This is a genomic window from Streptomyces sp. NPDC050703 (assembly GCF_040654435.1).
GTDB lineage: Bacteria > Actinomycetota > Actinomycetes > Streptomycetales > Streptomycetaceae > Streptomyces.
In genome coordinates this window covers 116,267-142,154 of the sequence record NZ_JBFAHX010000003.1, presented here as the reverse complement: position 1 = coordinate 142,154, position 25,888 = coordinate 116,267, and the positions used below count along the sequence as shown (strand labels likewise).

Below are 25,888 nucleotides of genomic sequence, written 5' to 3'. Positions count from 1 at the left end.
CCCCGACCGCCGCTGCGCGGCGGAGCCTCTCCCACCCACCCACCCGGCAGCCGGCACCCGGCAACCCGATCGCCACCGCAGGAGCGGAGCCGGGCGGGTGGCGGGTGTCCGCCGCGCCGCCGGTGCCCGGGGGCCGCCGTGCGAGCCGCGTCCCCGCGAGAAGCGAGCGATTACCGCGAGTGGACTAGACCTTTCATGGGGTGACGCGCGAGACTGGGGGGCGTGAGACACGTCATCGCCCTCGATGTGGGCGGCACCGGAATGAAGGCCGCCCTGGTGGGCGCGGACGGCACCCTGCTGTACGAGGCGCGCCGCCCGACGGGCCGCGACCGCGGGGCCGAGGCCGTCGTGGAGAGCATCCTCGGCTTCGCCGAGGACCTGCGCGCCCACGGCATCGCCCACTACGGCGAGCCCGCCGCCGCGGCGGGCGTGGCCGTACCCGGCATCGTCGACGCGGACCGCGGCGTCGCCGTGTACGCGGCCAACCTCGGCTGGAGCGACGTCCCCCTGCGGGACCTCCTCAGCGCCCGCCTGGCGGGCGTCCCCGTGGCGCTGGGCCACGACGTCCGCACCGGCGGCCTCGCCGAGGGCCGCATCGGCGCGGGCAGGACCGCCGAGCGCTTCCTCTTCGTACCGCTCGGCACGGGCATCGCGGGCGCCATCGGCATCGGCGGCGCCATCGAGCCCGGCGCCCACGGCTCGGCCGGGGAGATCGGCCACATCGTCGTACGCCCCGGCGGCCCGCCCTGCGGCTGCGGCCAGCGCGGCTGCCTGGAGCGCCTGGCGTCCGCCTCGGCGGTCAGCAAGGCGTGGGCCGAGGCGAGCGGCGACCCCACGGCGGACGCCGCCGACTGCGCCAAGGCCGTGGAGTCCGGCGACCCCCGCGCCCTGGAGGTCTGGCACGGCGCCGTCGACGCCCTGGCGGACGGACTGCTCACCGCCCTCACCCTGCTGGACCCGGACACGCTGATCATCGGTGGCGGGCTCGCCGAAGCGGGGGAAACGTTGTTCACGCCGCTGCGGGCCGCCGTCGCCGCACGCGTCGTGCAGTTCCAGACGCTGCCCGACATCGTCCCCGCGGCCCTCGGCGACACCGCCGGGTGCCTGGGCGCGGGGCTCCTCGCCTGGGACCTCGTCGACGCCCCGGAGCCCGCCGCCACGCACCGCGACCCCTCGCACCCCGACACCCCCCATCCCGACGCCACGGAGGTAACCGCCTGATGGCCGCCAGCAAGGTTCTCACCGGTGCCCGAGTGGTACTGCCGACCGGTACGGTCCCCGCGGGCCGCGTCATCGTGGACGGCGCGCGCATCCGCGGGAGCGCTCCCGCGGACGCCGAGACCGTCGACCTGTCCGGCCACTGGCTGGTCCCCGGCTTCGTGGACATCCACAACCACGGCGGCGGCGGGGCCTCCTTCACCTCGGGCACCGTGGAGGACGTCCTCAAGGGCGTGCACACGCACCGGCTGCACGGCACGACCACGGTCGTCGCCTCGACCGTCACCGGCGAGATGGACTTCCTCGCCCAGCGCGCCGGGCTCCTCAGCGAGCTGGCCGAGCAGGGCGACATCGCCGGCATCCACTTCGAGGGCCCCTTCATCTCGCCGTGTCGCAAGGGCGCGCACAGCGAGGGCCTGCTCAGGTACCCCGACCCCGCGGACGTCCGCAAGCTGGTCGACGCCGCCCGCGGCCACGCCAGGATGGTCACCCTCGCCACCGAACTCCCCGGCGGCATCGACTCCGTACGGCTGCTCGCCGAGCACGGCGTCATCGCGGCGGTCGGCCACACGGACGCCACGTACGAGCAGACGGTGGAGGCCGTCGACGCCGGTGCCACCGTCGCCACGCACCTCTTCAACGCCATGCCGGGCCTCGGCCACCGCGCCCCCGGACCGATCGCCGCCCTCCTGGAGGACGAGCGGGTCACCGTCGAGCTGATCAACGACGGCACGCACCTGCACCCGGCCGCCCTGGAGCTGGCCTTCCACCGCGCGGGCGCGGACCGCGTCGCCTTCATCACGGACGCGATGGACGCGGCGGGCTTCGGCGACGGCCGGTACATGCTCGGCCCGCTGGAGGTCGAGGTGAGGGACAGCGTGGCGCGGCTCGTCGAGGGCGGTTCCATCGCGGGTTCCACCCTCACCCAGGACCGCGCCTTCAAGCGCTCGGTGACCGTCGACCGGCTGTCCGTCGAGGACACCGTCCGCGCCCTGTCCGCCAACCCCGCCCGGCTCCTCGGGATGTACGACACGGTCGGCTCCCTGGAGCCCGGCAAGTACGCCGACCTGGTGGTACTCGACGAGGACTTCGACCTCAAGGGCGTCATGCGCAGGGGCGAATGGGTGGTAGCGCCCCATTAGGGGCGGCCCATCACTTTCTGACCCCCCGTCCACTGGCGGGCGCACGAAGGCGGTTGACCCTCACCCCTGGGCCAACCGCCTTCTGTTTGGCATGATCAGAGCCGTAGAGGGAGCGTCGGCGAGCACGTTCCGCGGGACGGCTTCGGGGGGTGGCACGGGTGATTCTCACCGTCACGCTGAACACCGCCCTCGACCTCACCTACCGCGTGCCCGCCCTCACCCCGCACGCCTCGCACCGCGTGACCGAGGTGACCGAACGCCCCGGCGGCAAGGGCCTCAACGTCGCCCGCGTCCTCGCCGCCCTCGGCCACGACGTGACCGTCACGGGCTTCGCGGGCGGGGACACCGGGCGCGCCCTGCGCGAGCACCTGGCCGCCGGTGAGCCCCGCGTCACCGACGCGCTCGCCCGGGTCGCCGGGACCACCCGCCGCACGCTCGCCGTGGCCGACGCCACGACGGGCGACACCACGCAGTTCAACGAGCCGGGCCCCGCCGTCGCCCCCGCCGAGTGGACCGCCTTCCTCGACACCTACGACGAGCTGCTGCGCACCCCGGGGACACGCGCCGTCGCGCTCTGCGGCAGCCTGCCGCCCGGCGTCCCCGTCGGCGCCTACGCGCTCCTCGTACGCGCCGCACGCGCCGCCCGCGTGCCGGTCCTGCTCGACACCAGCGGGGAGCCGCTGCGCCGCGGCGTCGCCGCCCGCCCCGACATCGTCAAGCCCAACGCCGACGAGCTGGCCGAGCTGACCGGCTCCCACGAACCCGGGCAGGCCACCCGCGACGCCCGCCGCAGGGGCGCGCACGCCGTGGTCGCCTCCCTCGGTGCCGACGGGCTCCTCGCCGTCACCCCCGAGGGCGCCTGGCAGGCCAGGCCCCCGGCCGTGGTCCGCGGCAACCCGACGGGAGCGGGCGACTCGGCGGTCGCCGGGCTGCTCTCCGGCCTCGCCGAAGGGCTGCCGTGGCCGGAGCGCCTGGCCCGTGCCGTCGCCCTCTCGGCGGCGACGGTGGCCGCCCCTGCGGCGGGCGAGTACGACGCGCGCACCTACGAGGACCTGCTGCCGCGCGTCACGGTGACCGACCGGGCCGCGGCGTGACCTGATCCGCCACACGAAACCGCAAACTGGGGAGCACCGTGTCACTGGTCAGCACCGGCGAACTCGTCGCGGAGGCCCGCGCCGCGGGTCACGGCGTCGCCGCGTTCAACGTCATCACCCTGGAGCACGCCGAGGCCATCGCCCTCGGCGCCGAGCGCGCCGGGGTCCCCGCGATCCTCCAGATCTCCGAGAACGCCGTGAAGTTCCACCGCGGGCGCCTCGCCCCCATCGCGGCGGCGGCGACGGCGGTCGCCCGCTCCTCCTCGGCCCGCCTCTCGCTCCACCTCGACCACGTCACGGACGTGGCCCTGCTGCGGGCGGCCCACCCCGAGGGCTTCAGCTCGGTCATGTTCGACGCCTCGAAGCTGTCGTACGAGGAGAACGTGGCGGCCACGGCCGAGGCCGTGCGCTGGGGTCGCGCGCGGGGCATCTGGGTCGAGGCGGAGCTGGGGAAGGTGGGCGGCAAGGAGGGCGAGGCGCCGCTGGACGCCCACGCCCCGGGGGTGCGCACCGACCCGGCGGAGGCCGCCGCGTACGTGGCCGCGACGGGCGTCGACGCGCTCGCGGTGGCGGTGGGCTCCTCGCACGCGATGACGGAGCGCACGGCGGCCCTCGACCACGCCCTGATCGCGTCCCTGGCGGCGGCCGTCCCCGCCCCGCTGGTGCTGCACGGCTCCAGCGGCGTCCCTGACGACGAGATCCGCCGCGCGGTCGCGTCCGGCATGGTGAAGATAAACGTGGGCACGGCCCTGAACACGGCGTTCACGGGCGAGGTCCGCGCGTACCTGGCGGCGGACGCCGAGGGCGTGGACCCCCGGAAATACCTCGTCCCGGCTCGCGAGGCGATGGCCGGGACGGTGGCGGACTTCCTGGGACTGCTGCGGTGACCCTCGGCGGGGGCGCTCAGGGCTAGCCCTGTTCGCCCTTGACGAGCCACATCTGGTCGATGTTCGCGCCGACCGAGCCGCAGAGGTTGCTCTGGTCGCAGGTGAGCGTGACGGTGTTGGTGCCCTTGGTGAGCTGCACGACGGCCCAGGTGTTCGTCCAGCCCTTCTCCCAGTCGCCTTCCTTGGCGCCGGCGAAGTTCTTCATGTTCAGCGGGCGGGTCTGCTTCTTGCCGTTGACGAGGATCGTGGCGTTGGAGTCCTTGCCGGGGACGCCGTAGTTCACCCGCAGGCTGTACGAGCCCGCTTCCTCGATGCCGTCGACCGTCCACGTCACCTGGGCGCCGACCTTGTCGAAGCCCGCCACGTAGACGCCGCCGTCGGCCTTCGCGCCCGCGACGTCGGACGCCGTGGTCGTGCCGCCGTCCAGCTTCAGGGCCTTCGCGTCCGTCTTCGGCAGCTCGGCTTCCTTCTTCGGCTTCTTCGTCGGCTTCTCGCTCGGCTCGACGGTCTCGGCCTGCGTCGGCTTGCCGCTCGCCTCCGCGCCGCCGTCCTGCTTGTCGCCGTCACCGCCGAAGACCAGGGCCGCGCCGATGCCGACGGCGACGACGGCCACCACCGCTGTCGCCGCGATGAGCAGCCCCTTGCTGTTGGGGCCGCGGCCCCGGCCCGAGGGCGCGGGCGCGTGCTGCGGGTGCGCGGCGGGGGCCCCGCCCGGCTGGGCCTCGGGCGCGGTGTAGTGCGCGTTCGGCTGGCCGTATGCCTGCTGGGGCTGCTGCTGCGGGACCTGCTGCCCGTACGCCTGGTGCTGGCCGTACGCCTGCTGCTGCCCGTACGTCTGCTGACCGTAGGCGGGGCGGCGGTCGCCGACCGCTCTGACGTGGTTGTACGAGGAGCGCGGACCCGGGTACCCGTAGCCGCCCCCGCCGCTGGGCGGGGTCGCCCCGGCAGCCTGCCCGTCCTCGTACAGGTAGCCGAACGGATCGTCGTCGCCCTGCGGCGCGCTCGGCGTGTTCTCGCCGTTATTGCCGGGCGTCATTCCCAGGTCACTCCCTCATATCGCTGACGCGGGGAGCCTACCCGCTCCCGATGAGGCCAACGGGTGGCCTTGACCTCATCGATACCGCTATCCCGCCCGCCGGTGCTGCTTGGCACGTGAGCGTTTCTCCACGTACATCCGCTGGTCGGCGGAGTGCAACACTTCGTCGGCCGACATCCCGCAGTGCGCCCAGCCGATGCCGAAGCTCGCGCCCACGCGGACCGCCCGCCCGTCGACGCGGATCGGCGGGATGATCGCGTTCCGCAGCCGCACCGCGAGGTCCTGGGCGTCGGCGCGGCCGAGGCCGTCCGCGAGGACGACGAACTCGTCGCCGCCGAGCCGCGCGACCGTGTCCCCGTCCCGCACGCCGTTGGTGAGGCGCCGCGCGACCTCGATGAGGACGGCGTCGCCGGTGTGGTGCCCGAAGCGGTCGTTGATCGACTTGAAGCCGTCGAGGTCGCAGAAGAGGACCGCGAGGCCCTTGGTGCCGTCGTCCACGTCGCCCTCGCGGCCCTCGGGCGCGACGGTGTGGACGTGGTGGTCGAAACCGTCGTCCGTCTGGGGGGACGCGGGCCCGAAGTCGAAGCCGTGTTCGTAGGCGGCGTCCAGGGAGTCCACGGCGCTCGGCTGCCCCGCGTGGGGCCTGCGGCAGAGCCGGGCGCCCAGCCTGGCCCGCAGCTCCGCGGAGTTCGGCAGGCCGGTCAGCGAGTCATGGCTCGCCCGGTGCGCCAGCTGCAGCTCGCGCCGCTTGCGCTCCTCGATGTCCTCGACGTGCGTGAGCAGGAAGCGGGGCCCGTCGGCGGCGTCGGCGACCACGCTGTTGCGCAGGCTGACCCAGACGTACGTGCCGTCGCGGCGCGCTAGCCGCAGCTCGGCCCTGCCGCCCTCGGCGGAGGTGCGCAGGAGCGTCCCGATGTCCTCGGGGTGGACGAGGTCGGAGAACGCATAGCGCCGCATCGCCGATGCGGGCCTGCCGAGGAGGCGGCAGAGCGCGTCGTTCGTGCGCAGGATGCGGCCGTGCTGGTCGCCGCCCATCTCCGCGACGGCCATGCCGGACGGCGCGTACTCGAAGGCCTGCCGGAAGGATTCCTCGCTGGCCCGCAGCGCCTGCTGCTCCCGCTCAAGACGGACGAGGGCGCGCTGCATGTTGGCCCGCAGCCGGGCGTTGCTGATCGCGATGGCGGCCTGGAAGGCGTACATCTGCAGGGCCTCGCGGCCCCAGGCGCCGGGCCTGCGGCCGTTGCGCGGCCGGTCCACGGAGATCACGCCGAGCAGCTCGCCGCCGGCGCCTGAGGCGTACATCGGGGCGAAGAGGCGGTCGGCGGGGTGCCACTCGTCCTCGAAGCGCGGCTCGGGTCCCTCGGTGTACCACTGCGGGACGTCGTCGTCGTCGAGGACCCAGCCCTCGGTGTACGAGATGAAGCGCAGGGCGCCCCAGGACTCGCCCATCGCCAGGCGGCGCTCCCAGGCGTCGCGGGAGCCGACGCGGCCGGTGATGAGGGCCTCGGCGGAGGGGTTGCCCGCGAAGGCGGCGACGACGAGGTCGCCGTCCGGGCGCACGAGATTGACGCACGCCAGCTCATAGCCAAGGCCGTTGACGACGCCGTCGGCGACCGTCTGCAGCGTGTCCGCCAGGCTGCGGGCCGTGTTCAGCTCCGCAACCACCTGATGCAGCTGCCGCAGGGTCGCAAGACGGACGTACGGCTCCGACTCGGTCTCCATGCTCGTTCTCCCCGAGACCTCGACAGCAACTCCAGGATGCGCAGCGCCCGCAGTGTCTTCGTCTGCTTCCGTGTCCGTGCGTTCTGTGTCCGTGTGTTCTGTGCCCTTGTTGTTCTGTGCCCTTGTGTTCTGTGCCCTTGTGCCCTCAGTGTCTAATTGCCACCGTCACTGAATCACAGCGAGCTGCCCACCCGGTACACAGGGTCAACAAAATATGGGCCCTGTGACTCAAGTCACAGGTGAGGCACCGCCGTTGGTCCAGACCCTTCGCCGTCCGGGGCGTCCGGCGGCACCGCGTGCCACCTCCGGGTTCCCGTTCCGGGGGCACGGTCACGCGCGCGTGCGGGGCTCCGCTCCGCCGTCGGACCTAGGACCGGTCTCGGCCCAGGGCCCGATGTGACGGAGGAGCCACCCGGGCTAGCGTCGGTACCGTGGCTCACGTACTGAAGACACTCCCCGCCCCGTCCACCCCACGCCACCCGTCACAGGATGGGCATGCTGAGGGGGTGAGCAACGACGAGTTCCGCGCCGCCATGTCCCGCCTGGCCGCCGGCGTCGTCCTGGTGACGGCGCGCGAGCCGGGCCTGGACCCGGACGACCCGAGCGCCCCCGCGGGCGAGGACGTCGGCATGACGGCGACGTCCTTCCTCTCCGTCTCCCTCGACCCGCCCCTGGTCATGGTGAGCCTGCGCGAGGGCTCCCGGATGGACGACCTGCTCGCCGAGCAGCCGATGTGGGCGGTCTCCGTGCTCGCGGAGAGCCAGCGCCACATCGCGGGCCGCTTCGCCATGAAGGGCCGGATCAGCGACCGCCTCCTCTTCGAGGACATCCCGTACGTACGGGGCGAGAGGTCCGGCGCCCCGCTGGTCGGCGGCGCGCTGGCCGCCCTGGAGTGCCGTACGGAGCAGACGGTGCGGGCCGGGGACCACACGCTGGTGATCGGCAGGGTCCTCACGGCGTCCGTGCCCGGCGGTGACGGGGCGCCGCTCGCGTACTTCCGCGGCCGGTACCGGCAGCTCGGCTGAGGCCGCGCGCCGGGGCCCTGCGCTCCCGCCGAGCCCTGCGCTCCCGCTCAGCCCCAGCCCTGGCCCGAGCGCCCGCGCTTGGTCTCGCCGCGCTGCTTCTTGTTCCGCAGCCTGCGTTCATTGATGCCACGGGGGATCTTCGTGGGGCGGCGCGGCTTCGGCGGCGGGGCGGTGGCCTCGGCGAGCAGGGAGACGAGGCGGGTGACGGCCATCTCCCTGTTGCGCCACTGGGAGCGGTGCTCGCTCGCCCGTACGCCGATGACGCCGCCGACCAGCCGGGGGCCGAGCCGCTCGACGGCCCGCTCCTTCCACACGTCGGGCAGCGCGCCGGTGTTCACGAGGTCGAACCGCAGCTCGACCTGGGAGTCACTGGTGTTCACGTGCTGGCCGCCGGGGCCGGAGGACCGCGAGAAACGCCACATCAGCTCGGCCTCCGGCAGGGAGACCGAACCGCGGATACGGAGCTTTTCCGGGGAGAGACCCCCGGACCCCCTGCTGAGACCGGACATGCCCCCATGGTCCCGCGCCTGTCGGGCTCACGTCACGCTCTTTTTCCGGGGCGGCCCCGCCCCCTCCCGGCCACCGGGTAAAGAAAGTAAAGGGAAGTGGAGGGAACTGGAACCTCGGGACGCTGGACGGCGTTGGTACCGATGACGGTAGCTTCGTCCCCAGTACGAAGCGCCCAGCGCACCCAGAGTGCGCACGCAAACGAGGGAAGGGACTCCCGAACAATGGCAGTAAGCCTGTCCAAGGGTGGCAACGTCTCGCTGACCAAGGAGGCTCCGGGCCTGACCGCCGTCACCGTGGGCCTCGGCTGGGACGTCCGCACCACCACCGGCACCGACTTCGACCTGGACGCCTCCGCGATCGCGGTGAACACGCAGGGCAAGGTCTACTCCGACCAGCACTTCGTCTTCTTCAACAACAAGGCGACGCCGGACCAGACCATCGTCCACACCGGTGACAACGTCACGGGCCAGGGCGAGGGCGACGACGAGCAGATCAACGTCAACCTCGCGGGTCTGCCGGCCGACATCGAGAAGATCGTCTTCCCGGTCTCGATCTACGACGCCGAGAACCGCTCGCAGAACTTCGGCCAGGTCCGCAACGCGTTCATCCGCATCGTGAACCAGGCGGGCGGCACGGAGATCGCGCGCTACGACCTCTCCGAGGACGCCGCCACCGAGACCGCCATGGTCTTCGGCGAGCTGTACCGCAACGGCGCGGAGTGGAAGTTCCGCGCCGTCGGCCAGGGCTACGCCTCGGGCCTGGTCGGCATCGCCCAGGACTTCGGCGTCAACGTCTGAGGTCCCCCGACGGCCGACCGAGGGCGCTGACGCCCCGGCCGGCCGGAGCCCGGAGAAGTCCCGCCCGCACACCGTTCACCACGGCGTGCGGGTGGGGCTTCTCTGCGTTCGGCCCCCGGTGACCGCGTTCCGTCCGGCCCCTCCGTTGACGGGAACTCCCACTAGTATGAATACTTGAATAGTCGCCCGGGGGTCGTCCTGGCGGCGCGACCGTGCGAGGAGAAGGGGTGCCGTGGGCGTCGTGAACGGTTCCTGGGCGCGCGCCGCGCTGCCCCTGTGCCTGCTCGGAATCCTCGACGGCGAGCCGAGGAGCTACGGATACGCGCTGCTCAGCAGGCTCGCCGAAGCGGGGTTCACGGGCGTGAAGCCCGCGACCCTCTACCCCGCGCTCACCCGCCTCGAAGAGGAGGGCGCCGTCGAGGTCGAGTGGGGCGCGGGCGAGGGCGGCCCCGGGCGGAAGTACTACCGGATCACCGAGGAGGGGCGGGCGAGGCTGCGGCGTGACCAGGCTGCGTGGGGTGAGTTCACCCGGACCGTCGCCTCGCTCCTCGCAGAGGGGGACGCATGAGCGGGACACGGGGCACGAGCCTCACATGGACCAGGGAAGAGGACGAGGACTGGGCCGCGACGGTCGAGGTGCGCCTCGTGCTGCGGCACGACGCGCCCGTCGGGCTCGCCGACGAGGTGCTCGCCGAGGCCCACGAGATCGTGACCGAGGCCGGCAGGCCCGCGCCGGAGGTCCTCGGGACCCCGGAGGAGTACGCGCGTACCGTCGCCGCCGAGCGCATCGGCGAGGCACACCGTGCCCGCGTCGACGCGGACGGCCTGACGCCCGGCGAGCGGATCGTCGCCGCCCAGGTGTCGCTCGGCCTCCTCGGCCTCGGGCTCTGCGTGCTCGACTGGGTCCAGGACGGCCTCTGGGCGGAAGTGACGCCGTCCGGCGCGGCGGCCCTCGCGGCGATCGCGCTCACCCTGGCGTGCGCGTCCTTCGCCGTGGTGGCCGGCGCGGCCGGGCGGTGGCGGGGCATGGGGGGCTTCGCGGCCGGAGGCGTCACCGCCCTGCTCGGCGGCGGTGTGCTCGCGGCCGTCCTCCCCGAGGAGCGGCTGTTCCGCGTACCGCTGCCGGTGCTCGCGCTCGGCTGCGCGGCCGTGGCGGCGGCGGCCGCGGCGCTCCCGAAGGCCCGTATCGACCGGTGGCTCGCCGCGCCGCCCCCCGCGGGCGACGACGAGGCGTGGCTCGCCCGCCTCGGCAGGCTCCTGCGCGGCAGGCACGCGATGCCCGCGGCCGAGGCACGCGGCCATGTGCGGGAGGCGCGGCAGCACCTCGCCGCCGCGCCGGAGGGCGAGAGCGCCGAGGACGCCTTCGGCGACGTGGAGGTGTACGCGCTGCGGCTGGCCGAGGGCCCCGCGCGCAAGGGCCGCCTGGCCCGCAGGAAGCTGTGGGGGACGGGGGCCGCCGCCCTGTTCTTCACGGTGCTGCTGGTGGACGACCTGGTCGGCGGCGGGGGCGGCTCGCCGTTCTGGACGGCCCTGCACGTCGCGGTCGTAACCTTCCTGCTGTGGGCCCTCTGGACGGAGTGGCGCGAGATCCGGCCCGCGCCGCGCCGCCCCGCGGACTGACGCCCGACCCGCACGGCCGGTGGCGGGTCAGGGTCAGGGCCAGGGTCAGGGGCGGTCCGGTTTGCCGTCCCCGTAGAGCCAGTCGCCCCAGATCCGGCGGACCCTCGCTCGGGCCGCTTCGCCGCCCGCGTGCTGCTCGGCGTACTCCGTGAAGTCCCGGGTGCTCGCGTTGCCGTGCCGGTGCGTCCTGGTCCAGCCGCGCACGAGGGCGCGGAAGGCGGTGTCGCCCACCGCGCGGCGGACCTTGTGGATGACCATCGCGCCGCGCTCGTAGACCGGCGGGTCGGAGATGTGCGCGGCGTCGGGCGGCCTGCCGGGCGGGAAGGCCCAGACGGCGGCGTCGTCCGCGGGCTTCGCGTAGCGCGTGCCCGCGTAGAGCTGGTCGAAGACGTGCTGCGCGCTGTCGCCGCCGTGGTCCTCCGCGTACAGCCACTCGGCGTAGGTCGCGAAGCCCTCGTTGAGCCACATGTCGCGCCAGGACATCGGCGTCACCGAGTCGCCGAACCACTGGTGGGCCAGTTCGTGGACGAGGAGCCCGGTGCTGGGGGCGCCGGGGAAGACCGGGCGGGTCTGCGTCTCCAGGGCGTACCCCGCGTCCCGCTCGCGCTCGACGACGGCGCCGGCGGCGGAGAAGGGGTAGGGGCCGAAGTTCCTCTCGCCCCACTCCAGGACGGCCGGGAGCTTCGCGAGGGCCTTCCGGCCCGCCTCGGCGCCCTTGATGTCGACGGCCGTGACGACCGGCAGCCCGCGCCTCGTCGTCGTGGACTCCGTCTCGTACTTCCCGATGGCCACGGTCGCCAGATAGCTCGCCATGGGTTCGGGGCTGTGCCAGGAGAAGGTGGTGCGGCCGTTCTTGGCGGGCTCGCCGTCCACACCACCGGCCGGTTCGCCGTTGGAGACGGCCCGCAGCCCCTTGGGGACGGTGATCCGTATGTCGTAGGCGGCCTTGTCGCTCGGGTGGTGGTTGCCGGGGAACCAGGCCATGGAACCGGCCGGCTGGCCGAGCGCGAGCGCCCCGTCGGCGGTCCTGAGCCAGCCCTCCTCGGAGCCGTCGGGGTCGGTCACGGTCTCGGGGGTGCCGGAGTAGCGCACCTTCGCGTGGAACGTCCGGCCCCTGGCCAGGCCGTCGGCCGGGCGGACGGTCAGCTCGTGGCCCGCACGGCGGAAGCGGGCCGCCTCGCCCTCGACGGTGACGCCGGAGACGTCGAGCCCCCGCAGGTCGAGGTTGAAGGCGCTGAGGTTCTTGGTGGCGCGCGCGGTGATCTCGGCGGTGCCCGTGAGGCGCCCCGCAGCGGGTTCGTAACCGAGGGTCAGCCCGTAGTGCGTGACGTCGTAGCCGCCGTTGCCCAGCTTGGGGAAGTACGGGTCGCGCACGCCGTCCCCGCCCGGAGTGCCGCCGGTGCCCGTACCGCCGCAGGCCCCGACGGCCGCGGTGGCGAGCAGGGTGACACCGCAGGTCAGGGCACGGGCGGCGGCGCGGGCGGCCGGGAGTCTTCGCAGGTCCACGCGGTGATCTTATGCGGCATATGTTCCCTGCGGACGGCTGTCCGCCGCCGCCCGTGGCCCGCGGGCCTCAGCGGCTGAGCGCCGCCGCACCGGCTCGCGCGAACTTCTCGTCCAGGTCGCCGCTCGGGGCGCCCGCGACGCCGATGCCCGCGACGGGCGCGCCCTTGGCGGTCACCGGGGCGCCACCGGCGAGGAACAGCGTGCCGGGGATGTCCTTGAGGTTCGGCACCTTGTCCAGGCGCCCGGCCAGCTCGGAGGTGGGGGCGTTCCAGGAGACGGCGGTGTAGCCCTTCTTCTCGGCGGACTCGTAGGACTGCGGGCCCGCGCCGTCGCCGCGCAGCGTGACGATGGTGTTGCCGTTGCGGTCGACGACGGCGACGGATACCCGCTGGTTCTCCTTCTTCGCGGCGTCGAGCGCGGCCTGGGCGGCCTTGGTGGCGGCGGCGACGGTCAGGTGCGTGGACCGGGTGAGGTTCTTGTCGCCCGCGTCGGCGGTGACGGCGGCCTTCGCGGCGGCGTCCGGCGTACCCGCGCTGGCGGAGACGGCACCGAAGACCCCGGCGCCGAGCGCGGCGGCGGCGACGGTCACGGTGAGGGCGCGGGTACGGAGGGAGAGCTTCTGCATCGGGGGCTCCTGGGGTGGTGGCGGCGCGCGAAGGCGCCGCGGGGCTGACGGCCTGGGGTGGTGAAGACCTGACGTGGTGAACACCCGACGTGGTGAACACCCGCCGTGGTGAACACCCGACGTGGTGAAGGCGCTGCGGGTGGGAGGAGCGAGGGAGGGTGCCGGAGGTGGCTGTCCCTCTCCGCCCTCTGCCGTCCATCCTGGGGTCGCACCCGTGCCCCGCCCCTCCACGGACCGGCTGGGAGCCGCGCGCGGCTCGGCCGATGCCGGGGTCGGCCGATCGGTTGACCCCCCGCTGGCCCGACCGGGCCACAATGAGGTGTCCGCCCAGTTCAGCGACCGCGTGACGGCGCTACGAGCTACGGGCGGCCGACCGGCCGGAGACACCCGTACGAGAGGGAGGCGCCCCGTGGGACAGCGCACGCCGGGCCACCGCCCCCGCCCGTCGGGCCCCGGCACCCCCGCACCGGATCCCGACGCCCGCTGGCTCGCGGCCGTCATGCACGCGACGTTCTTCCTGCTCCTCGCCACCTCGCTGGCCCGCTTCCTGCTGCGCCACCCCGGCGGCGCGCGCCTCCCGTGGATCATCGCGCTCTCGGCGGTCCTGGCCCTCCTCTACGCCCTCCCCTTCCTGACGGGCACATCGCGGGACAGGCGCGCCACGCCGTCCTCCCTGGAACCCGGTGCCCGCCCGGCCCCCCGCGATCTCACCTGGCTCACCCTGGTCGTCGCGGTCTGGCTGGTCCTCGTCGTGCTCGCGCCGAGCTTCGGGTGGTGCGCGGTGCCGCTCTTCTACACCGGGCTGCGCACGCTGCCGCCGCGCGCGGCCCTCGCCCTGGTGGCCGTCCTGACCGGCTGCGTGGTCGCGTCGCAGCTGCGGCTCGCGGGCCGCTTCGACCCGGACCTGGTCCTCGGGCCGCCCGCCGTCTCGGCGATCGCGACGGCCGTCTTCATCCACATGCGGCGCCAGGCCGCCCGCCAGCGCGAACTGATCGACGACCTCATCCGCACCCGCCGCGAACTGGCCGCCACCGAGCGCCGCGAGGGCACGCTCGCCGAACGCCAGCGCCTCTCCATGGAGATCCACGACACCCTCGCCCAGAGCCTGTCGAGCCAGCAGATGCTGCTCCAGGCGGCCGACCGCCTCTGGGACAGGGACCCGGCGAAGGCCCGTGCCCATGTCCGTACCGCCGAGTCGGTCACCGAGCGCGGCCTCGCCGAAGCCCGGCGCTTCGTGCACGACCTGGCGCCCGCCGACCTCGCCGACGGCGGCGGTCTGCCGCAGGCCCTGCGGGCGCTCGCGGAGCGGGAGTCGGATGCCGGGCTCACGGTGCGCTTCCACGCCGAGGGCGCCCCCGTGCCGCTGCCGGACCGGGTCGGCTCCGCGCTGCTGCGGACGGCGCAGGGCGCGCTGGCCAACGTACGAGAACACGCCGGTGCCACCACCGCGGCGCTGACCCTGACCCTCCTCGACGACCAGGTGGTCCTGGACGTCGCGGACGACGGCCGCGGCTTCACCCCGCCGTCCGGGGCGACGCCGCCGACGGGCGTACGCGGCCACGGCCTGCCCGCGATCCGCGCGCGGGCCCGGCAGCTCGGCGGCACGCTGACCATCGAGTCGGCGCCGGGTGAGGGATCGGTCCTCTCCGTGGCGATCCCCCTCGGCCCGACGCCGCCCCCGCCGGACGCACCGCCCCCGTCCCACGCGCCGCCCCCGCCCGACGCCCCATCGCCCCCGCCGGAGCCGCTGCCATGAACGACCGCGCACCACGCCCCGTCCGCCTCCTGGTCTGCGACGACCACGTCGTCGTACGCGCGGGCCTGCTCGCCCTGCTCGGCAGCGCGCCGGACATCGAGGTGGTCGGCGAGGCGGGCACGGGCGAGGAGGCGGTCGCCCTGGCCGCGAAGCTGACGCCGGACGTGGTCCTCATGGACCTCCAGCTCGGCGAGGGCATCGACGGCGTGGAGGCGACGCGCCGCATCGCCTCGCCGTCGCCGGGCGCCCCGCCGCACGTCCTCGTCCTGACGACGTACGACACCGACGCGGACATCACGCGGGCGATCGAGGCGGGCGCCACGGGTTACCTCCTCAAGGCGGAGCGTCCCGAGGAGCTCTTCTCGGCGATCCATGCCGCGTCCCGTGGCCGCACCACGCTCTCGCCGCCGGTCGCCTCACGCGTCATGGCCCGCATGCGCGCCCCCCGGCCCACGCTCACGGACCGCGAACGCGACATCCTCGGCCAGCTCTCGCGGGGCCTCGGCAACCGTGACATCGCCCGCGCCCTGTTCATCAGCGAGGCCACGGTCAAGACCCACCTGGGCCGCATCTACGACAAGCTCGGCGTCGACACGCGGGCCGGCGCGGTGGCGGTGGCGAAGGAGCAGCGGCTGCTGCCGTGACCGCGGGGCCGCCCGCGGGGCCGTGCGGCGGAGGCGGATCAACCGGTCCGGCGCGGCCGGCGGCCAGGCCGTGACACCATCGGCTCCGTGCTCGACATCGGCTACGCGCTCTCCCGCCGCTTCCCTGACCCTCCGCAGCTCGACTACGGCCGCGCGGACGTCCGCACGCTCCGCCATGACCTGTTCTGCGGGGACGTGTACCTGGCGGACACCGAGGCGGACCGGGAACTGTCCACAGCCTGGGGATGGGTGCCCGTCCTCGACTTCGCGTGGGCGCTGTGCGACATCGTGGAGGCCCTGGACGAGGACCCGCTCGGCAGCAGGGCCTCGCGGCCGCAGTACGCGGAGCTGGACTTCACCGAGTCCACGGATCGGATGCTGTTCGTCCGGCGGTTCGGCTGGGTGGACATCGAGGCGGACTGGATGGACGCGGAGGAGGCTCCGCTGGCCTTCTCCCACGCCGAGCTCCGGCGCGAGGCGCGCGACTTCCTCCACGACCTCGTGGCGGACCTCACGGACCTCCACGACTCCCTCGCGGACAACCCCGCCCTGTGGTCCCTCCTCGCCCGCTACCCCCGCCTCCCCGCCTAGGGCGTGCTTCGAGAGCCCCGCCGCCCCGCGGCCGACGCCCCCCGCCCGGCTCGCCCGCCCCTCCGCAGCGAGACCGCATCGTAGGAGCGGCCTAGAGGCCGGCCACCCGTACGCCCACCTGGGCCGCGAAACCCGCCGCCAGGTCCATCAGCTGCTCCGGGCTGATCACCGCCCCCGCCAGACACTCGATGCCGCGCGCGATGTGGAGCTCCCCCGCGGCCCGCAGATCGACGTCCTTCATCCGCGTGCCGCTGAAGTCCGCCCCCCGCACCGAGCAGCCGGCGAACGCCACCCGCTCCAGTGAGGCCAGCGCGAAGTCCGGCTCCACCAGCACGCAGTCCTCGAAGACCACGTCCCGCAGCCGCGCCTTCCGCAGGTTCAGGTAATCGATCTTCCCGCCCCGCACCACGACCCGCTCCAGCACGCCCCCGTGCAACTGCACACCGCCGAGCCGCGCGTCCACCACCTCCACGTCCCGCAGCGACGCCTCCGCCAGGTCCGTGCCCACCCCTCGCGGCTCCCGCACGACGGAGTCCACGAAGCGGGCCCGGCTCAGCCGGGTCTCCCCGAGCCCGCAGCCCGTCAGCGCGCAGTCCATGAAGAGCGCGCCGCCCCCGTCCATCCCCCCGAGGTCGAGGCCGTCGAACTCCACCCCGTCATAGTCACCGTCGGGCACCAGCTCCCCGCCGTCGAACGCCCGCAGCGAGGGCAGCCGCACCTCCGCCCGCCGCGCCGCCTTGACCACCGGAGCGCCCTTCGAGGACCGCGAGGACTTCGTCGTCTGAGCCATCCCCCCATCCTGCACGCCCCCACTGACAACGCCCGCGCCGACAACGCCCCGCGGGACACCCCGCGCACACCCCCGCCCGATGTCACATCCCGGCCCGCCCCACCCGTCGTAGAGGACGAAGCCCGCAGAGAGGAAGCCCCGCAATGCCCACGCCCCACGCCACGCACGTCACCGTCATCGGCGGCGGCTTCGCCGGACTCACCGCGGCGATCACCGCCGCGGAGGCCGGCGCCCGCGTGACCCTGCACGAGTCCCACCACACCCTCGGCGGCCGGGCCCGCACCGCCCAGGGCCCGTACCGGACGAACGAGGGCCCGCACGCCCTCTACAACGGCGGCCCGCACTGGACCTGGCTCAAGCAGCGCGACCTCATCGGCCCCCTGGCCCCGCTGCCGCCCCTGGAGGGCGCCCGGCTCCGCTTCCACCACCGCGGCAGGCTCCGCCGCACCCCGCCCCTCGCCCTGCTCAAGCTGCTCCGCCACAGGAGCGAACAGGCACCCGTCGACGAGGACTTCCTCACCTGGGCCACGCGCCATGTGGGCGAGGAGGGCGCGCGGGCCGCCGCGCACTACGTCGCCGTGGCCACGTTCCACCACGACCCCGGCTCCCTCTCCGCCCGCTTCACGCAGGAGCGCCTGCGCCGCACGGCGAAGCTGCCCCCGGAGGCGCACTACCCGCGCGGCGGCTGGGACTCGGTCATCGACCGCATGGCGGGGATGGCCTGGAACCTCGGCGTCCGGGTGGAGACGCTGGCCCGCGTCGACGACATCGCCGACGTCACGGGGCGCGGCCCGGTCATCGTGGCCACGTCGCTCGACGCGGCCCGCAGGCTGCTCGGCGGCGACCCGGCCCTGCGCTGGGAGAGCGGCCGCACCACCCTCGTCGACGTGGCGTTCCGGACGCGGCGCGGGGACGCCTTCGCCGTGTCGGACCTGGACCGCACCGGCTGGGTCGAACGCTTCACCGCCCAGGACCGCACCCTCGCCCCGGCGGGCGAACAGCTCGTGCAGGCGCAGCTCCCGCTCGCCCCCGACGAGTCGAAGGCGGACGGCGTCGCCCGCGCCGAGCACCTGCTCGACCTGGGGTTCAGCGGCTGGCGTGAGCGGCTGACGTGGCGCCGCGCCTCGGTGGCGACGGGCCGTACGGGCGCGGTGGACCACCCCGGCACCACGTGGCGCGACCGTCCCGCGATCGACCGCGGCGACGGCGTGTACCTGGCGGGCGACCAGGTGGCGGCGCCCGGCCTGCTCTCCGAGGTGTCGTTGAACAGCGCGGTGGAGGCCGTGTCGCTGGCGCTGACGAGGCCGGAGTGGAGGACGAAGCGGGGGCTTGACCTCAATTCCACTTCAGGTTGAAGGGTTGCGGGACGAGGCCACCGGCACCCGCCGGCCGCCCGCGTCCCAGAGGAGCACTCATGCCCGCCCCCCGAGGCAGCACCATGCACGCCGTCCGCCTCCACGCCTTCGGCCCCGCCGAGAACCTCGTGTACGAGGAGACGGCGCGCCCCGAACCGGCCCCCGGCCAGGTCCGCGTGGCCGTGGCCGCGGCCGGCGTGCACCTCCTGGACACCGCGATCCGCGAGGGCGTACAGGGCCCGCTGCCCGAGCTGCCCGCCCTGCCCACGATCCCCGGCCGCGAGGTGGCGGGCACGGTCGAGGCGCTGGGCGAGGGCGTCGACGCGTACTGGCTCGGCAAGCGCGTCGTCGCCCACCTCGGCTTCACGCTGGAGACCCCCCTGGGCTCCCCCAACTCCGGGGGAGGCTACGCCGAACAGGCCGTCACCGAGGTCTCCCGCCTCCACGAGCTGCCGGCCGGCCTGGACTTCCCCGAGGCGGTCGCCCTGATCGGCACGGGGCGCACGACGATGGGGATACTCCGGTTCGCGGAGCCGGCCGCCGGCTCCGTGGTCGTCGTGCCCGCCGCGGCCGGCGGCATCGGCACGCTCCTCACGCAGTACGCCGGACATCGCGGGGCCACGGTCATCGGCCTGGCGGGCGGCCCCGGGAAGACGGCCCGCGTCCGCGCGAACGGCGCCGACCTGGCCGTGGACTACCAGGACCCGGCCTGGCCCGACGAAGTGCGCGCGTACCTGAAGGAGGAACTCGGCGGGCGCTCCGCCACGGTCGTCTTCGACGGCGTGGGCGGCGACGCGGGCCGGGCCGCGGTGGACCTGCTCGGCCCCGGCGGCGTGCACCTCGTCTTCGGCTGGTCCGGCAGGGGCCCGCACGACGGCGAGCCGCTCAGCGAGGAGGAACTGGCCGCGCGCGGCATCACGCGCGTCGACGTCCTCGGCCCGGCGATGCTGCGCCGGGTGGGCGGTGACAACCCGCTGCGCACCCTGGAGCTCGCCGCCCTCGCCGAGGCGGGCACGGGCCACTTCACCCCGGCCGTGCAGCGCTACCCCCTGGCCGAGGCCGCCGCGGCCCACCGCGCACTGGAGTCCCGCGGCACGATGGGCAAGGTGGTCCTGGTCCCCTGACCCCGGGCGTCGGCGAACCCGCCGTCAGGTCTCAGGCGCCGCCACCGAGCGCCGAGAGCGCGTCATCGGTCAGCCGGTACACGGTCCACTCCGACTGGGGCCGCGCCCCGAGCGACCGGTAGAAGGCGATCGACGGCTCGTTCCAGTCGAGGACGGACCACTCCAGGCGCTCGTAGCCGCGCTCGACGCAGATGCGGGCGAGTTCGGTGAGCAGCGCCCTGCCGTGGCCGCCGCCGCGCGCCTCGGGGCGTACGTACAGGTCCTCCAGGTAGATGCCGTGCACCCCGCGCCACGTCGAGAAGTTGAGGAACCACAGCGCGAAGCCCACGGTCTCGCCGGAGGCGTCGTCCTGCGCGATGTGCGCGAACGCGGCGGGCCGCTCCCCGAACAGCGCCTCGCGGAGCTGCGCCTCGCTGGCCACGGCCTCGTCGGCCGCCTTCTCGTACGTGGCGAGGTCGCGGACGAGGGCATGGATGACGGGCACGTCGGCCGGTACGGCGGTACGAATCATGCGGGCAGGTTAAGACCCTGTCTTTGAACCCTCGCCTGCGCCCCCTTCACTCCCCGATGAGCCGCCGGGCGAGCTCCAGGTCGTCGGCGTCCAGCGGCCTGCCGTCCTCGATCTCCCAGAGCGCGTTCTGCAGGACACGTCCGAGCGTCCAGGCGCGGGCCCGCTCCCGGTCGAGGCCGAGGACGTCGGTCATCGCGTCGAAGCGCCACCGCACCTCGTCCGGTGCGAACGCGTTGTTCAGGGCGGGCCAGAGGTCGAAGCCGGGGTCGCCGGCCAGCGGCTTCGGGTCGATGGCGAGCCACGGCTCGCGCTCGGACGCCAGGACGTTCTCGAAGTGCAGGTCCCAGTGGAGCATCCGGTCCCCCGCCTCTCCCATCACCTCGCGCACGGCACCCCCGCACCGCTCGACGAGCGCCCGGTCCGCCGGGTCGGGCACCGCCTTCAGGGCGTCCGGCAGCGCGTCGAGCATCTCCGCCGCGATGTCCGCGAGCCGCCGCATGCCCGCGGGGGCGGGCCCCGCGGTCAGCCGGGCGAGGAGCCGCGCGATGACGAGGACGGCCTCGCGGGTGTCGGCCATGGTGGACAGCATCCGCCGGGAGTCGAGCCGTTCGAGCAGCATCGTGCCGGTCGCCGCGTCGTGGTCGAGGAGCCGCACGGCCCCGTCACCGCCCCACATCCGCAACGCGACCGGCTCGCCCTCGGTCTCCTCGTCGAGGACCTGGAACTTGACCACGGCGGGCGTCCCGTCGCCCCGCAGCACGGGCAGCACGAGTGCCGCCTGCCCGTGCATCGGGCCACCGTCGGGCGTGAGATCCCAGCGCTCGGCGAACTCCCGCACGCGCGCGGGGAGTCCGGCGACGAACGCGCGGCCGGCCTCCCCCGCGTACAGGTGCTGCGACTCGATCAGCCCGTCGGGCACGCGAATGTCGATCACGCCCGCGACCCTACCCACGGGCCCGAGTCCCCCGCACGCCACTTTCCTTCAGGGACGCGGCGAGTACCCGTCCGTCAGGAGATCCCGGCGGCCTTGAGCTCCTCGGCGAACGCCGCTCGCTCGTAGATCGCGTCGCCCGCCGGCTTCTTGCCGTCGATGAAGACGGTGGGCGTGCCCTGGATGCCGTCCTTCGAGAAGGAGTCCATGGCCTCACCGACCCACTTCTCGTACGTGCCGTCGGTCACCGCCTTGTCGAAGGCGTCGCCCCGCAGCCCGTCGACCTTGTCGGCGATCTTCAGCAGGAACGCCGGGGTGAAGGCGTCGTCGCTCTCCTCCGCGGACTGGTTGGCGAAGACGGCGGCGTGGTACTGCGGGAACTTGCCCGCGTCCACCGCGGCCCGCAGCGCGTTCGCCGCCTGCACCGAGCCGCTGCCGCCGAGGTTCTTGTCGAGGAACGAGGCGATCGTGTACTCGACCTTGACCTTGCCCTCGGCCACCGGCCCGACCAGCGCCTGCGCCCCGCCCTCCTCGAACTTGCCGCAGAACGGGCAGCGCGCGTCCTCGTAGATCTTGACCGTGTGCCCGGCCTTCGGGTCGCCCACGGTGATCACGCCGCCCTTGACCGAGGCGGGCACGTCGGCGAGCCGGTCGCTGCCCGCGGGCGGTGCCTTCGCCTCGGGGGCGCCGGCCGCGGGGTCCCGCGACTCACCGGACTTCCCCGGCGCCGCCGAGGAGGACCTCCCCGTGCCGCCGTCGCCGTCGTCGGGACCACAGGCGGACGCGGCCACCCCGATCAGCGCCGCCGCGGCCACCGCGGTGGCGACGCGCCCGGCCTTGCGTCCGGCCTTGTGTACGGCCATGAGTTGAGCCCTTCCCCTCGTGCGAACCCGTGCGGCACGTGTGCGAACCCGTGCCGCACGTATGCGAACCCGTGCGGCACATGCGACACGTGCGGCACATGCGACACGTACGACACGTGCTGTCCGAAGCAGCAAAATCTATCCCGCGCCCGCCGCGCCGCACGATCCGCCCCACGCCCCGCCGCGGCCCCCGCCCCGCATCTCCCCTCCGACCCCTGCCCACGGCCCCCACCTGCGCAGTAACGTCCGCCCATGAGCAGCACGACCCACACGACGAGCCCCACGCCTCCCCCACCGGGCCCCGCGGACACGGTGAACGGCGGCATATCGTTCTGGTACGCGGACGACGGCCTGCCCGCCACGCGCGAACCCCTGGCCTCCGACACCACGGCGGACGTCTGCGTCGTCGGCGGCGGCTACACCGGCCTGTGGACCGCGTACTACCTGAAGAAGGCCGCCCCCTTCCTGCGCATCACCGTCCTGGAGCAGAGGTTCTGCGGCTACGGCGCCTCCGGCCGCAACGGCGGCTGGCTCTACAACGGCATCGCGGGACGCGACCGCTACGCCCGGCGGCACGGCCACGAGGCGGCGGTCCGCCTCCAGCGGGCCATGAACGAGACGGTGGACGAGGTGATCCGCGCCGCCGCCGAGGAGTCGATCGAGGCGGACGTCCACCACGGGGGCGTACTGGAGGTCGCGTACACGCCCGCCCAGCTGGCCCGCCTCAGGGCCTTCCACGCGGCCGAGCTCACGTACGGCGAGAAGGACCGCCTCCTGCTGGGCGCGCGCGAGAGCGCCGAACGGGTCCGCGTCTCCGGCGTGGTCGGCTCCACCTGGACCCCGCACGGCGCCCGCCTGCACCCGGCGAAGCTGGTCAAGGGCCTGGCCGCGGCGGTCGAGGCGCTCGGCGTCACGATCCACGAGTCGACGCCCGTCACGGAGATCAGGCCCAAGCACGCCGTCACCCCCTACGGCACCGTCCGCGCCCCCTACGTCCTGCGCTGCACGGAGGGCTTCACGGCCTCCCTCAAGGGCCAGCGCCGCACCTGGCTCCCCATGAACTCCTCGATGATCGCGACGGCGCCCCTGTCACCGTCCCAGTGGGAGTCGATCGGCTGGGAGGGCCGGGAGACCCTCGGCGACATGGCCCACGCCTACATGTACGCCCAGCGCACCGCCGACGGCCGCATAGCGCTGGGCGGCCGGGGCGTCCCGTACCGCTTCGGCTCGAAGACGGACAACGACGGCCGCACCCAGCGGCCCACGGTCGAGGCGCTGCGCACCATCCTGACCCGCCTCTTCCCGCAACTCGCGGGCGTCCCGGTGGCGCACGCCTGGTCGGGCGTCCTCGGCGTCCCCCGCGACTGGTGCGCGACGGTCACCCTGGACCGCGCGACGGGCCTCGGCTGGGCGGGCGGCTACGTCGGCTCGGGCGTGGCCACGGCGAACCTCGCCGCCCGCACCCTGCGCGACCTGGTCCAGCAGGACTCGGGCCAGGCGGGCCCCACCGACCTGACCGCCCTGCCCTGGGTGAACCACAAGGTCCGCAAGTGGGAACCGGAGCCCCTGCGCTGGCTGGGCGTCCACGGCATGTACGCCACCTACCACGCGGCCGACCGCAGGGAGAGCACCACCCACACCGCCGACTCCTCGCGCCTGGCCCGGTGGGCGGACCGCGTGGCGGGCCGCCACTGACGGCACGAGGACCCCGCCGCCCACGCGCGACGGCCCCGCGATCCGGAGATCACGGGGCCGTCACAGCAGGTCAAGCGCGGAGCCCCCTGTCGGATTCGAACCGACGACCTACGCATTACAAGTTGTCCGATCTCGGTCTACGAGCGTCCACGGGCGTCCACGTTGGGGCTCGCGTTCCTGGTCAGAAGGGTTGCCGGACGCTGCCGGGCAACGGCGGACCACCCCGGAATGAGTGGCGATTGAGACCGCGATTGAGACCACGCCCTCTGATCCAGCCGTTCGACCGGCCCGATCGTTGATGCTGAAGTGCCTGCCTGCGCCACGTGGGTACGCCGTGCAGGAGGTCGAAAGCCTCGTCGAGCAGGCCCCCCGGTCACTACTCTGTACGCATGGTGGCTGAGTCCTCACACAGGGAAGGGGAGGCTGGTGTCCTCCTCGCGAAGCAGTGCCTTGAGAGCACGACGCATATCGAACTGCCGTTCGATGTGTACGAGTGCCCGGAGCAGACCACCGTGATTCGACTTGACAATAAAATAAAACGCTTCGATCTGGCGGGGCATATTATCGCCACTAAACGGCCACTTTTTGTCGAAGTGAAAGCATATAATGTAGTTGGCAAGCAACCGGAAGAGTACACCGAATATCTCGCAAATGCATACAGTGCCACAGCTCGTGATATTCGTGATGGAATTGACCGCAAGCGCGAATTCATGTGGGTGACATGGCACCCGTTTAGTCAAACCAAGTGGGTAAACCTCACCACTAAGAGCGAAATCAAGAGTGCGCTCGCGGTGCATGAGGAAAGCCTTGGCGGGTATGATATCGATGACGATATCGTGGATCTCCTCACGAGTCGCCTATGGTTGATGATGGTTAGCAAGCGGCAGGAGCAGTTGCTTCTGACTCGCGAAGAGCTCTATACGGTGCAGGGCGCTCTTAAGCGCAAAGGAGCCTGACGGTGATCAACGAAACCATGCGTTCAGCCATTCATGAGGCTCTCGGCGCGCATAACGGTGACGATTTGATCCGTGGAGTCAAGAGCGTTCTGATGTACGAGATTTCCGCTCTGGATCCGGCAGTTAAGATCGAGAATACCGGATATTTCAACCACACGTTCGTACCTGATTTGGTTATGACGTGGGGTGAGGGGAGCCGTAAGCAGGAGCGTGACGTTTTTCTTCGGTTCAGCCTTCGAGCGGCCAATGTAGGCCGAGATGTACAAGCGCTAGCCCAAGGGTCACCAGTTTTGCTGGCTCTCAAGGGTAGTGATGTCGCAGAAGAGATTGCGACTGTCCGGCAGGAGATCGAAGAGGCTGGCGAAGTCTTGGTGACCGACGTTCCAGCTTTGGATGAGATCAGGTCTACGGGAGCCGAGCCAACTCCGGGGGAAATGGATGACGTCTCAGATCTGCATCACCGGCGCGGATCCCCGCTGCTTAACCTCGTGCGAACAAGCGTTATGCGCGGCGGCCGTGGCCTCTTGACTACCGAGACGGCGCATGAACTGAGGGGGCGGGTGCGCGGACGCACCAGGGAGACCGAAATCAGCGAGCTGCAAGAGTTCAGCGGTGCTGTCCGAAGCCTCTTCCGTGGGGAGGCGGCTACCCGCCTGGAAAGAGCGGCACAGATCATGCAAATGGGGCTGACGGGAGATGTCAGCCTCATTGAACAGGCGCAGATGGTTGATCCATCCGAAGATGAGTTGATTCGTGGCCGGCTCTCGGAAAGTGAATTGCGGGTAATGCTGCCTTATCTATTGAGGCGAGACGACGTTACTAGCAATCCACGTTACTGGCGCCACTTGGGGTCAATGGTGACGCTTGAGCTTCTGGAGAGTATCTCCAGTGACCTCCAGGGAATCGATCTAACTCGTCTCGTTGAGCCGAACAAGGACTCCTGGCTGGCTCTGCGTGCAGCGCTGTCCTACAACGTTGAACCTGATCGCGATGAGGCGGCGGACAATTCCGCAAGGAGATGGGAAATTCGTGCGCGAATGCTCAATCTCATCATGGGGCAGTATCGAGTAATGGTGACAGCCGATCGGCGTCGCATTCGAACTCGTGAGGACAACCCGCCGGCCCGGTGGGCTGACATTGAGGAATGCCTCCAGGGGTTCCATCTGACAGGGGTCACACTCGACGGTTTGGTCAGGCGGGTTCAGGTTACGGGGGAGCGTCAAGCTGATGTCTATCGGGATGTTCAGTCTATTACTTCGAACATCCAAGATGATTTTCATGTGCCGAGGGTGGAGATCGCCGCGTCGGATCATGAAGGCGCTCCGAGGGTCTCTGCCGACTTCAGTACATGGGCAGCGACGTCCGATAATGGTGTTTCTGTCGATAAGCTGACAGAAATCGCCACCAAAGTGCTGGGATATCGGTTTGAGATGCCTGCTGACTAGCCTTTCTCAACCAAAAATCGTCCGAGCCCCGACCATCTGCCATCG

Annotated in this window: 25 protein-coding genes; 16 read left to right on the top strand and 9 right to left on the bottom strand. The window is 72.6% G+C overall.

Going from position 1 to position 25,888, the window contains the following annotated elements; translation table 11 throughout:
* Positions 1-222 precede the first annotated feature (222 nt).
* The 4 genes from AB0I16_RS03885 (at position 223) to AB0I16_RS03870 (ending at position 4,341) form a co-directional block, all read left to right on the top strand.
* Positions 223-1,221, top strand: coding sequence for an ROK family protein (locus tag AB0I16_RS03885; RefSeq protein WP_363247714.1), 999 nt, complete (start codon positions 223-225; stop codon positions 1,219-1,221).
* On the top strand, positions 1,221-2,360 hold the full coding sequence (nagA, locus tag AB0I16_RS03880; protein WP_363247713.1) for an N-acetylglucosamine-6-phosphate deacetylase: 1,140 nt from the start codon (positions 1,221-1,223) through the stop codon (positions 2,358-2,360). Before AB0I16_RS03885 ends, nagA begins: the two co-directional genes overlap by 1 nt.
* A 158-nt stretch (positions 2,361-2,518) precedes the next feature.
* Positions 2,519-3,454, top strand: coding sequence for a 1-phosphofructokinase family hexose kinase (locus AB0I16_RS03875; protein ID WP_363247712.1), 936 nt, complete (start codon positions 2,519-2,521; stop codon positions 3,452-3,454).
* Positions 3,455-3,492: 38 nt separating this feature from the next.
* Positions 3,493-4,341, top strand: a complete 849-nt coding sequence (locus tag AB0I16_RS03870) for a class II fructose-bisphosphate aldolase (protein WP_363247711.1) — start codon at positions 3,493-3,495, stop codon at positions 4,339-4,341.
* A 22-nt stretch (positions 4,342-4,363) separates the two neighbouring features.
* On the opposite strand, the gene AB0I16_RS03865 is transcribed toward AB0I16_RS03870, so the two are convergent.
* Together AB0I16_RS03865 and cdgB are read right to left on the bottom strand one after the other, a co-directional pair.
* Complete coding sequence (locus AB0I16_RS03865; protein WP_363247710.1) at positions 4,364-5,377, bottom strand: carbohydrate-binding protein; 1,014 nt, start codon at positions 5,375-5,377, stop codon at positions 4,364-4,366.
* A gap of 87 nt (positions 5,378-5,464) precedes the next feature.
* A complete protein-coding gene (cdgB, locus tag AB0I16_RS03860; protein ID WP_363247709.1) occupies positions 5,465-7,099 on the bottom strand; it encodes a diguanylate cyclase CdgB in 1,635 nt (544 codons plus the stop codon).
* 443 nt (positions 7,100-7,542) lie between these two features.
* Between cdgB and AB0I16_RS03855 the strand changes: the two genes are divergently transcribed.
* Positions 7,543-8,124: a flavin reductase family protein gene (locus AB0I16_RS03855; RefSeq protein WP_363247873.1), complete on the top strand. Its 582-nt coding sequence runs from the start codon at positions 7,543-7,545 to the stop codon at positions 8,122-8,124.
* A 47-nt stretch (positions 8,125-8,171) separates the two neighbouring features.
* Here AB0I16_RS03855 and arfB read toward each other — a convergent pair whose 3' ends face one another.
* On the bottom strand, positions 8,172-8,633 hold the full coding sequence (gene arfB / locus AB0I16_RS03850; RefSeq protein ID WP_363247708.1) for an alternative ribosome rescue aminoacyl-tRNA hydrolase ArfB: 462 nt from the start codon (positions 8,631-8,633) through the stop codon (positions 8,172-8,174).
* A gap of 222 nt (positions 8,634-8,855) precedes the next feature.
* Here arfB and AB0I16_RS03845 point away from each other — a divergent pair, with 222 nt between their 5' ends.
* The 3 genes from AB0I16_RS03845 to AB0I16_RS03835 all read left to right on the top strand — a co-directional run bounded on the left by AB0I16_RS03845 (position 8,856) and on the right by AB0I16_RS03835 (position 11,051).
* Positions 8,856-9,431 (top strand): TerD family protein, encoded by a 576-nt coding sequence (locus AB0I16_RS03845; protein ID WP_062782923.1) that lies wholly within the window; start codon positions 8,856-8,858, stop codon positions 9,429-9,431.
* A 232-nt stretch (positions 9,432-9,663) separates the two neighbouring features.
* Positions 9,664-9,999 carry a PadR family transcriptional regulator gene (locus AB0I16_RS03840; protein WP_363247707.1) on the top strand — a complete coding sequence of 112 codons (336 nt, stop codon included), beginning with the start codon at positions 9,664-9,666 and terminating at the stop codon, positions 9,997-9,999.
* Entirely contained in the window at positions 9,996-11,051 is a 1,056-nt protein-coding gene (locus AB0I16_RS03835; RefSeq protein ID WP_363247706.1) for a hypothetical protein, read from the top strand. The genes AB0I16_RS03840 and AB0I16_RS03835 overlap by 4 nt, the downstream gene beginning before the upstream one ends.
* A gap of 45 nt (positions 11,052-11,096) precedes the next feature.
* Here AB0I16_RS03835 and AB0I16_RS03830 read toward each other — a convergent pair whose 3' ends face one another.
* Together AB0I16_RS03830 and AB0I16_RS03825 are read right to left on the bottom strand one after the other, a co-directional pair.
* A complete protein-coding gene (locus AB0I16_RS03830) occupies positions 11,097-12,494 on the bottom strand; it encodes a M1 family metallopeptidase (RefSeq protein WP_363247872.1) in 1,398 nt (465 codons plus the stop codon).
* 130 nt (positions 12,495-12,624) lie between these two features.
* A complete protein-coding gene (locus AB0I16_RS03825) occupies positions 12,625-13,182 on the bottom strand; it encodes a heme-binding protein (protein ID WP_363247705.1) in 558 nt (185 codons plus the stop codon).
* 499 nt (positions 13,183-13,681) lie between these two features.
* On the opposite strand from AB0I16_RS03825, the gene AB0I16_RS03820 reads away from it, so the two are divergent.
* From AB0I16_RS03820 to AB0I16_RS03810, 3 genes are all read left to right on the top strand, one after another.
* The gene (locus AB0I16_RS03820; protein WP_363247871.1) at positions 13,682-14,938 is read left to right on the top strand and encodes a sensor histidine kinase; all 1,257 of its coding nucleotides are present in this window, start codon (positions 13,682-13,684) and stop codon (positions 14,936-14,938) included.
* On the top strand, positions 14,935-15,582 hold the full coding sequence (locus AB0I16_RS03815) for a response regulator transcription factor (RefSeq protein ID WP_363247704.1): 648 nt from the start codon (positions 14,935-14,937) through the stop codon (positions 15,580-15,582). Before AB0I16_RS03820 ends, AB0I16_RS03815 begins: the two co-directional genes overlap by 4 nt.
* Before the next feature lie 87 nt (positions 15,583-15,669).
* The gene (locus AB0I16_RS03810) at positions 15,670-16,173 is read left to right on the top strand and encodes a hypothetical protein (protein WP_363247703.1); all 504 of its coding nucleotides are present in this window, start codon (positions 15,670-15,672) and stop codon (positions 16,171-16,173) included.
* A gap of 91 nt (positions 16,174-16,264) precedes the next feature.
* On the opposite strand, the gene AB0I16_RS03805 is transcribed toward AB0I16_RS03810, so the two are convergent.
* A complete protein-coding gene (locus tag AB0I16_RS03805; protein ID WP_363247702.1) occupies positions 16,265-16,963 on the bottom strand; it encodes a pentapeptide repeat-containing protein in 699 nt (232 codons plus the stop codon).
* 143 nt (positions 16,964-17,106) lie between these two features.
* On the opposite strand from AB0I16_RS03805, the gene AB0I16_RS03800 reads away from it, so the two are divergent.
* Both AB0I16_RS03800 and AB0I16_RS03795 read left to right on the top strand, forming a co-directional pair.
* Entirely contained in the window at positions 17,107-18,318 is a 1,212-nt protein-coding gene (locus AB0I16_RS03800) for an FAD-dependent oxidoreductase (RefSeq protein ID WP_363247701.1), read from the top strand.
* Between the two features lie 83 nt (positions 18,319-18,401).
* On the top strand, positions 18,402-19,442 hold the full coding sequence (locus AB0I16_RS03795) for a zinc-binding dehydrogenase (protein WP_363247870.1): 1,041 nt from the start codon (positions 18,402-18,404) through the stop codon (positions 19,440-19,442).
* 31 nt (positions 19,443-19,473) lie between these two features.
* Here AB0I16_RS03795 and AB0I16_RS03790 read toward each other — a convergent pair whose 3' ends face one another.
* From AB0I16_RS03790 to AB0I16_RS03780, 3 genes are all read right to left on the bottom strand, one after another.
* Positions 19,474-19,953 (bottom strand): GNAT family N-acetyltransferase, encoded by a 480-nt coding sequence (locus AB0I16_RS03790; protein ID WP_363247700.1) that lies wholly within the window; start codon positions 19,951-19,953, stop codon positions 19,474-19,476.
* Positions 19,954-19,999: 46 nt separating this feature from the next.
* Complete coding sequence (locus AB0I16_RS03785; RefSeq protein WP_363247699.1) at positions 20,000-20,887, bottom strand: aminoglycoside phosphotransferase family protein; 888 nt, start codon at positions 20,885-20,887, stop codon at positions 20,000-20,002.
* Positions 20,888-20,961: 74 nt separating this feature from the next.
* Positions 20,962-21,747 (bottom strand): thioredoxin domain-containing protein, encoded by a 786-nt coding sequence (locus tag AB0I16_RS03780; protein ID WP_363247698.1) that lies wholly within the window; start codon positions 21,745-21,747, stop codon positions 20,962-20,964.
* 252 nt (positions 21,748-21,999) lie between these two features.
* Between AB0I16_RS03780 and AB0I16_RS03775 the strand changes: the two genes are divergently transcribed.
* The 3 genes from AB0I16_RS03775 to AB0I16_RS03765 all read left to right on the top strand — a co-directional run bounded on the left by AB0I16_RS03775 (position 22,000) and on the right by AB0I16_RS03765 (position 25,843).
* Positions 22,000-23,442, top strand: coding sequence for an FAD-dependent oxidoreductase (locus tag AB0I16_RS03775; protein WP_363247697.1), 1,443 nt, complete (start codon positions 22,000-22,002; stop codon positions 23,440-23,442).
* A gap of 389 nt (positions 23,443-23,831) precedes the next feature.
* Complete coding sequence (locus AB0I16_RS03770) at positions 23,832-24,398, top strand: hypothetical protein (protein WP_363247696.1); 567 nt, start codon at positions 23,832-23,834, stop codon at positions 24,396-24,398.
* A 2-nt stretch (positions 24,399-24,400) separates the two neighbouring features.
* Positions 24,401-25,843 (top strand): hypothetical protein, encoded by a 1,443-nt coding sequence (locus tag AB0I16_RS03765; protein WP_363247695.1) that lies wholly within the window; start codon positions 24,401-24,403, stop codon positions 25,841-25,843.
* Positions 25,844-25,888 lie beyond the last annotated feature (45 nt).

Coding starts and splice junctions, on each gene's coding strand:
- nagA (WP_363247713.1), top strand. CDS start 1,221: ATGGCCGCCAGCAAGGTTCTCACCGGTGCCCGAGTGGTACTGCCGACC.
- AB0I16_RS03865 (WP_363247710.1), bottom strand. CDS start 5,377: ATGACGCCCGGCAATAACGGCGAGAACACGCCGAGCGCGCCGCAGGGC.
- cdgB (WP_363247709.1), bottom strand. CDS start 7,099: ATGGAGACCGAGTCGGAGCCGTACGTCCGTCTTGCGACCCTGCGGCAG.
- arfB (WP_363247708.1), bottom strand. CDS start 8,633: ATGTCCGGTCTCAGCAGGGGGTCCGGGGGTCTCTCCCCGGAAAAGCTC.
- AB0I16_RS03845 (WP_062782923.1), top strand. CDS start 8,856: ATGGCAGTAAGCCTGTCCAAGGGTGGCAACGTCTCGCTGACCAAGGAG.
- AB0I16_RS03835 (WP_363247706.1), top strand. CDS start 9,996: ATGAGCGGGACACGGGGCACGAGCCTCACATGGACCAGGGAAGAGGAC.
- AB0I16_RS03825 (WP_363247705.1), bottom strand. CDS start 13,182: ATGCAGAAGCTCTCCCTCCGTACCCGCGCCCTCACCGTGACCGTCGCC.
- AB0I16_RS03820 (WP_363247871.1), top strand. CDS start 13,682: ATGCACGCGACGTTCTTCCTGCTCCTCGCCACCTCGCTGGCCCGCTTC.
- AB0I16_RS03815 (WP_363247704.1), top strand. CDS start 14,935: ATGAACGACCGCGCACCACGCCCCGTCCGCCTCCTGGTCTGCGACGAC.
- AB0I16_RS03805 (WP_363247702.1), bottom strand. CDS start 16,963: ATGGCTCAGACGACGAAGTCCTCGCGGTCCTCGAAGGGCGCTCCGGTG.
- AB0I16_RS03800 (WP_363247701.1), top strand. CDS start 17,107: ATGCCCACGCCCCACGCCACGCACGTCACCGTCATCGGCGGCGGCTTC.
- AB0I16_RS03795 (WP_363247870.1), top strand. CDS start 18,402: ATGCACGCCGTCCGCCTCCACGCCTTCGGCCCCGCCGAGAACCTCGTG.
- AB0I16_RS03790 (WP_363247700.1), bottom strand. CDS start 19,953: ATGATTCGTACCGCCGTACCGGCCGACGTGCCCGTCATCCATGCCCTC.
- AB0I16_RS03780 (WP_363247698.1), bottom strand. CDS start 21,747: ATGGCCGTACACAAGGCCGGACGCAAGGCCGGGCGCGTCGCCACCGCG.
- AB0I16_RS03775 (WP_363247697.1), top strand. CDS start 22,000: ATGAGCAGCACGACCCACACGACGAGCCCCACGCCTCCCCCACCGGGC.
- AB0I16_RS03770 (WP_363247696.1), top strand. CDS start 23,832: ATGGTGGCTGAGTCCTCACACAGGGAAGGGGAGGCTGGTGTCCTCCTC.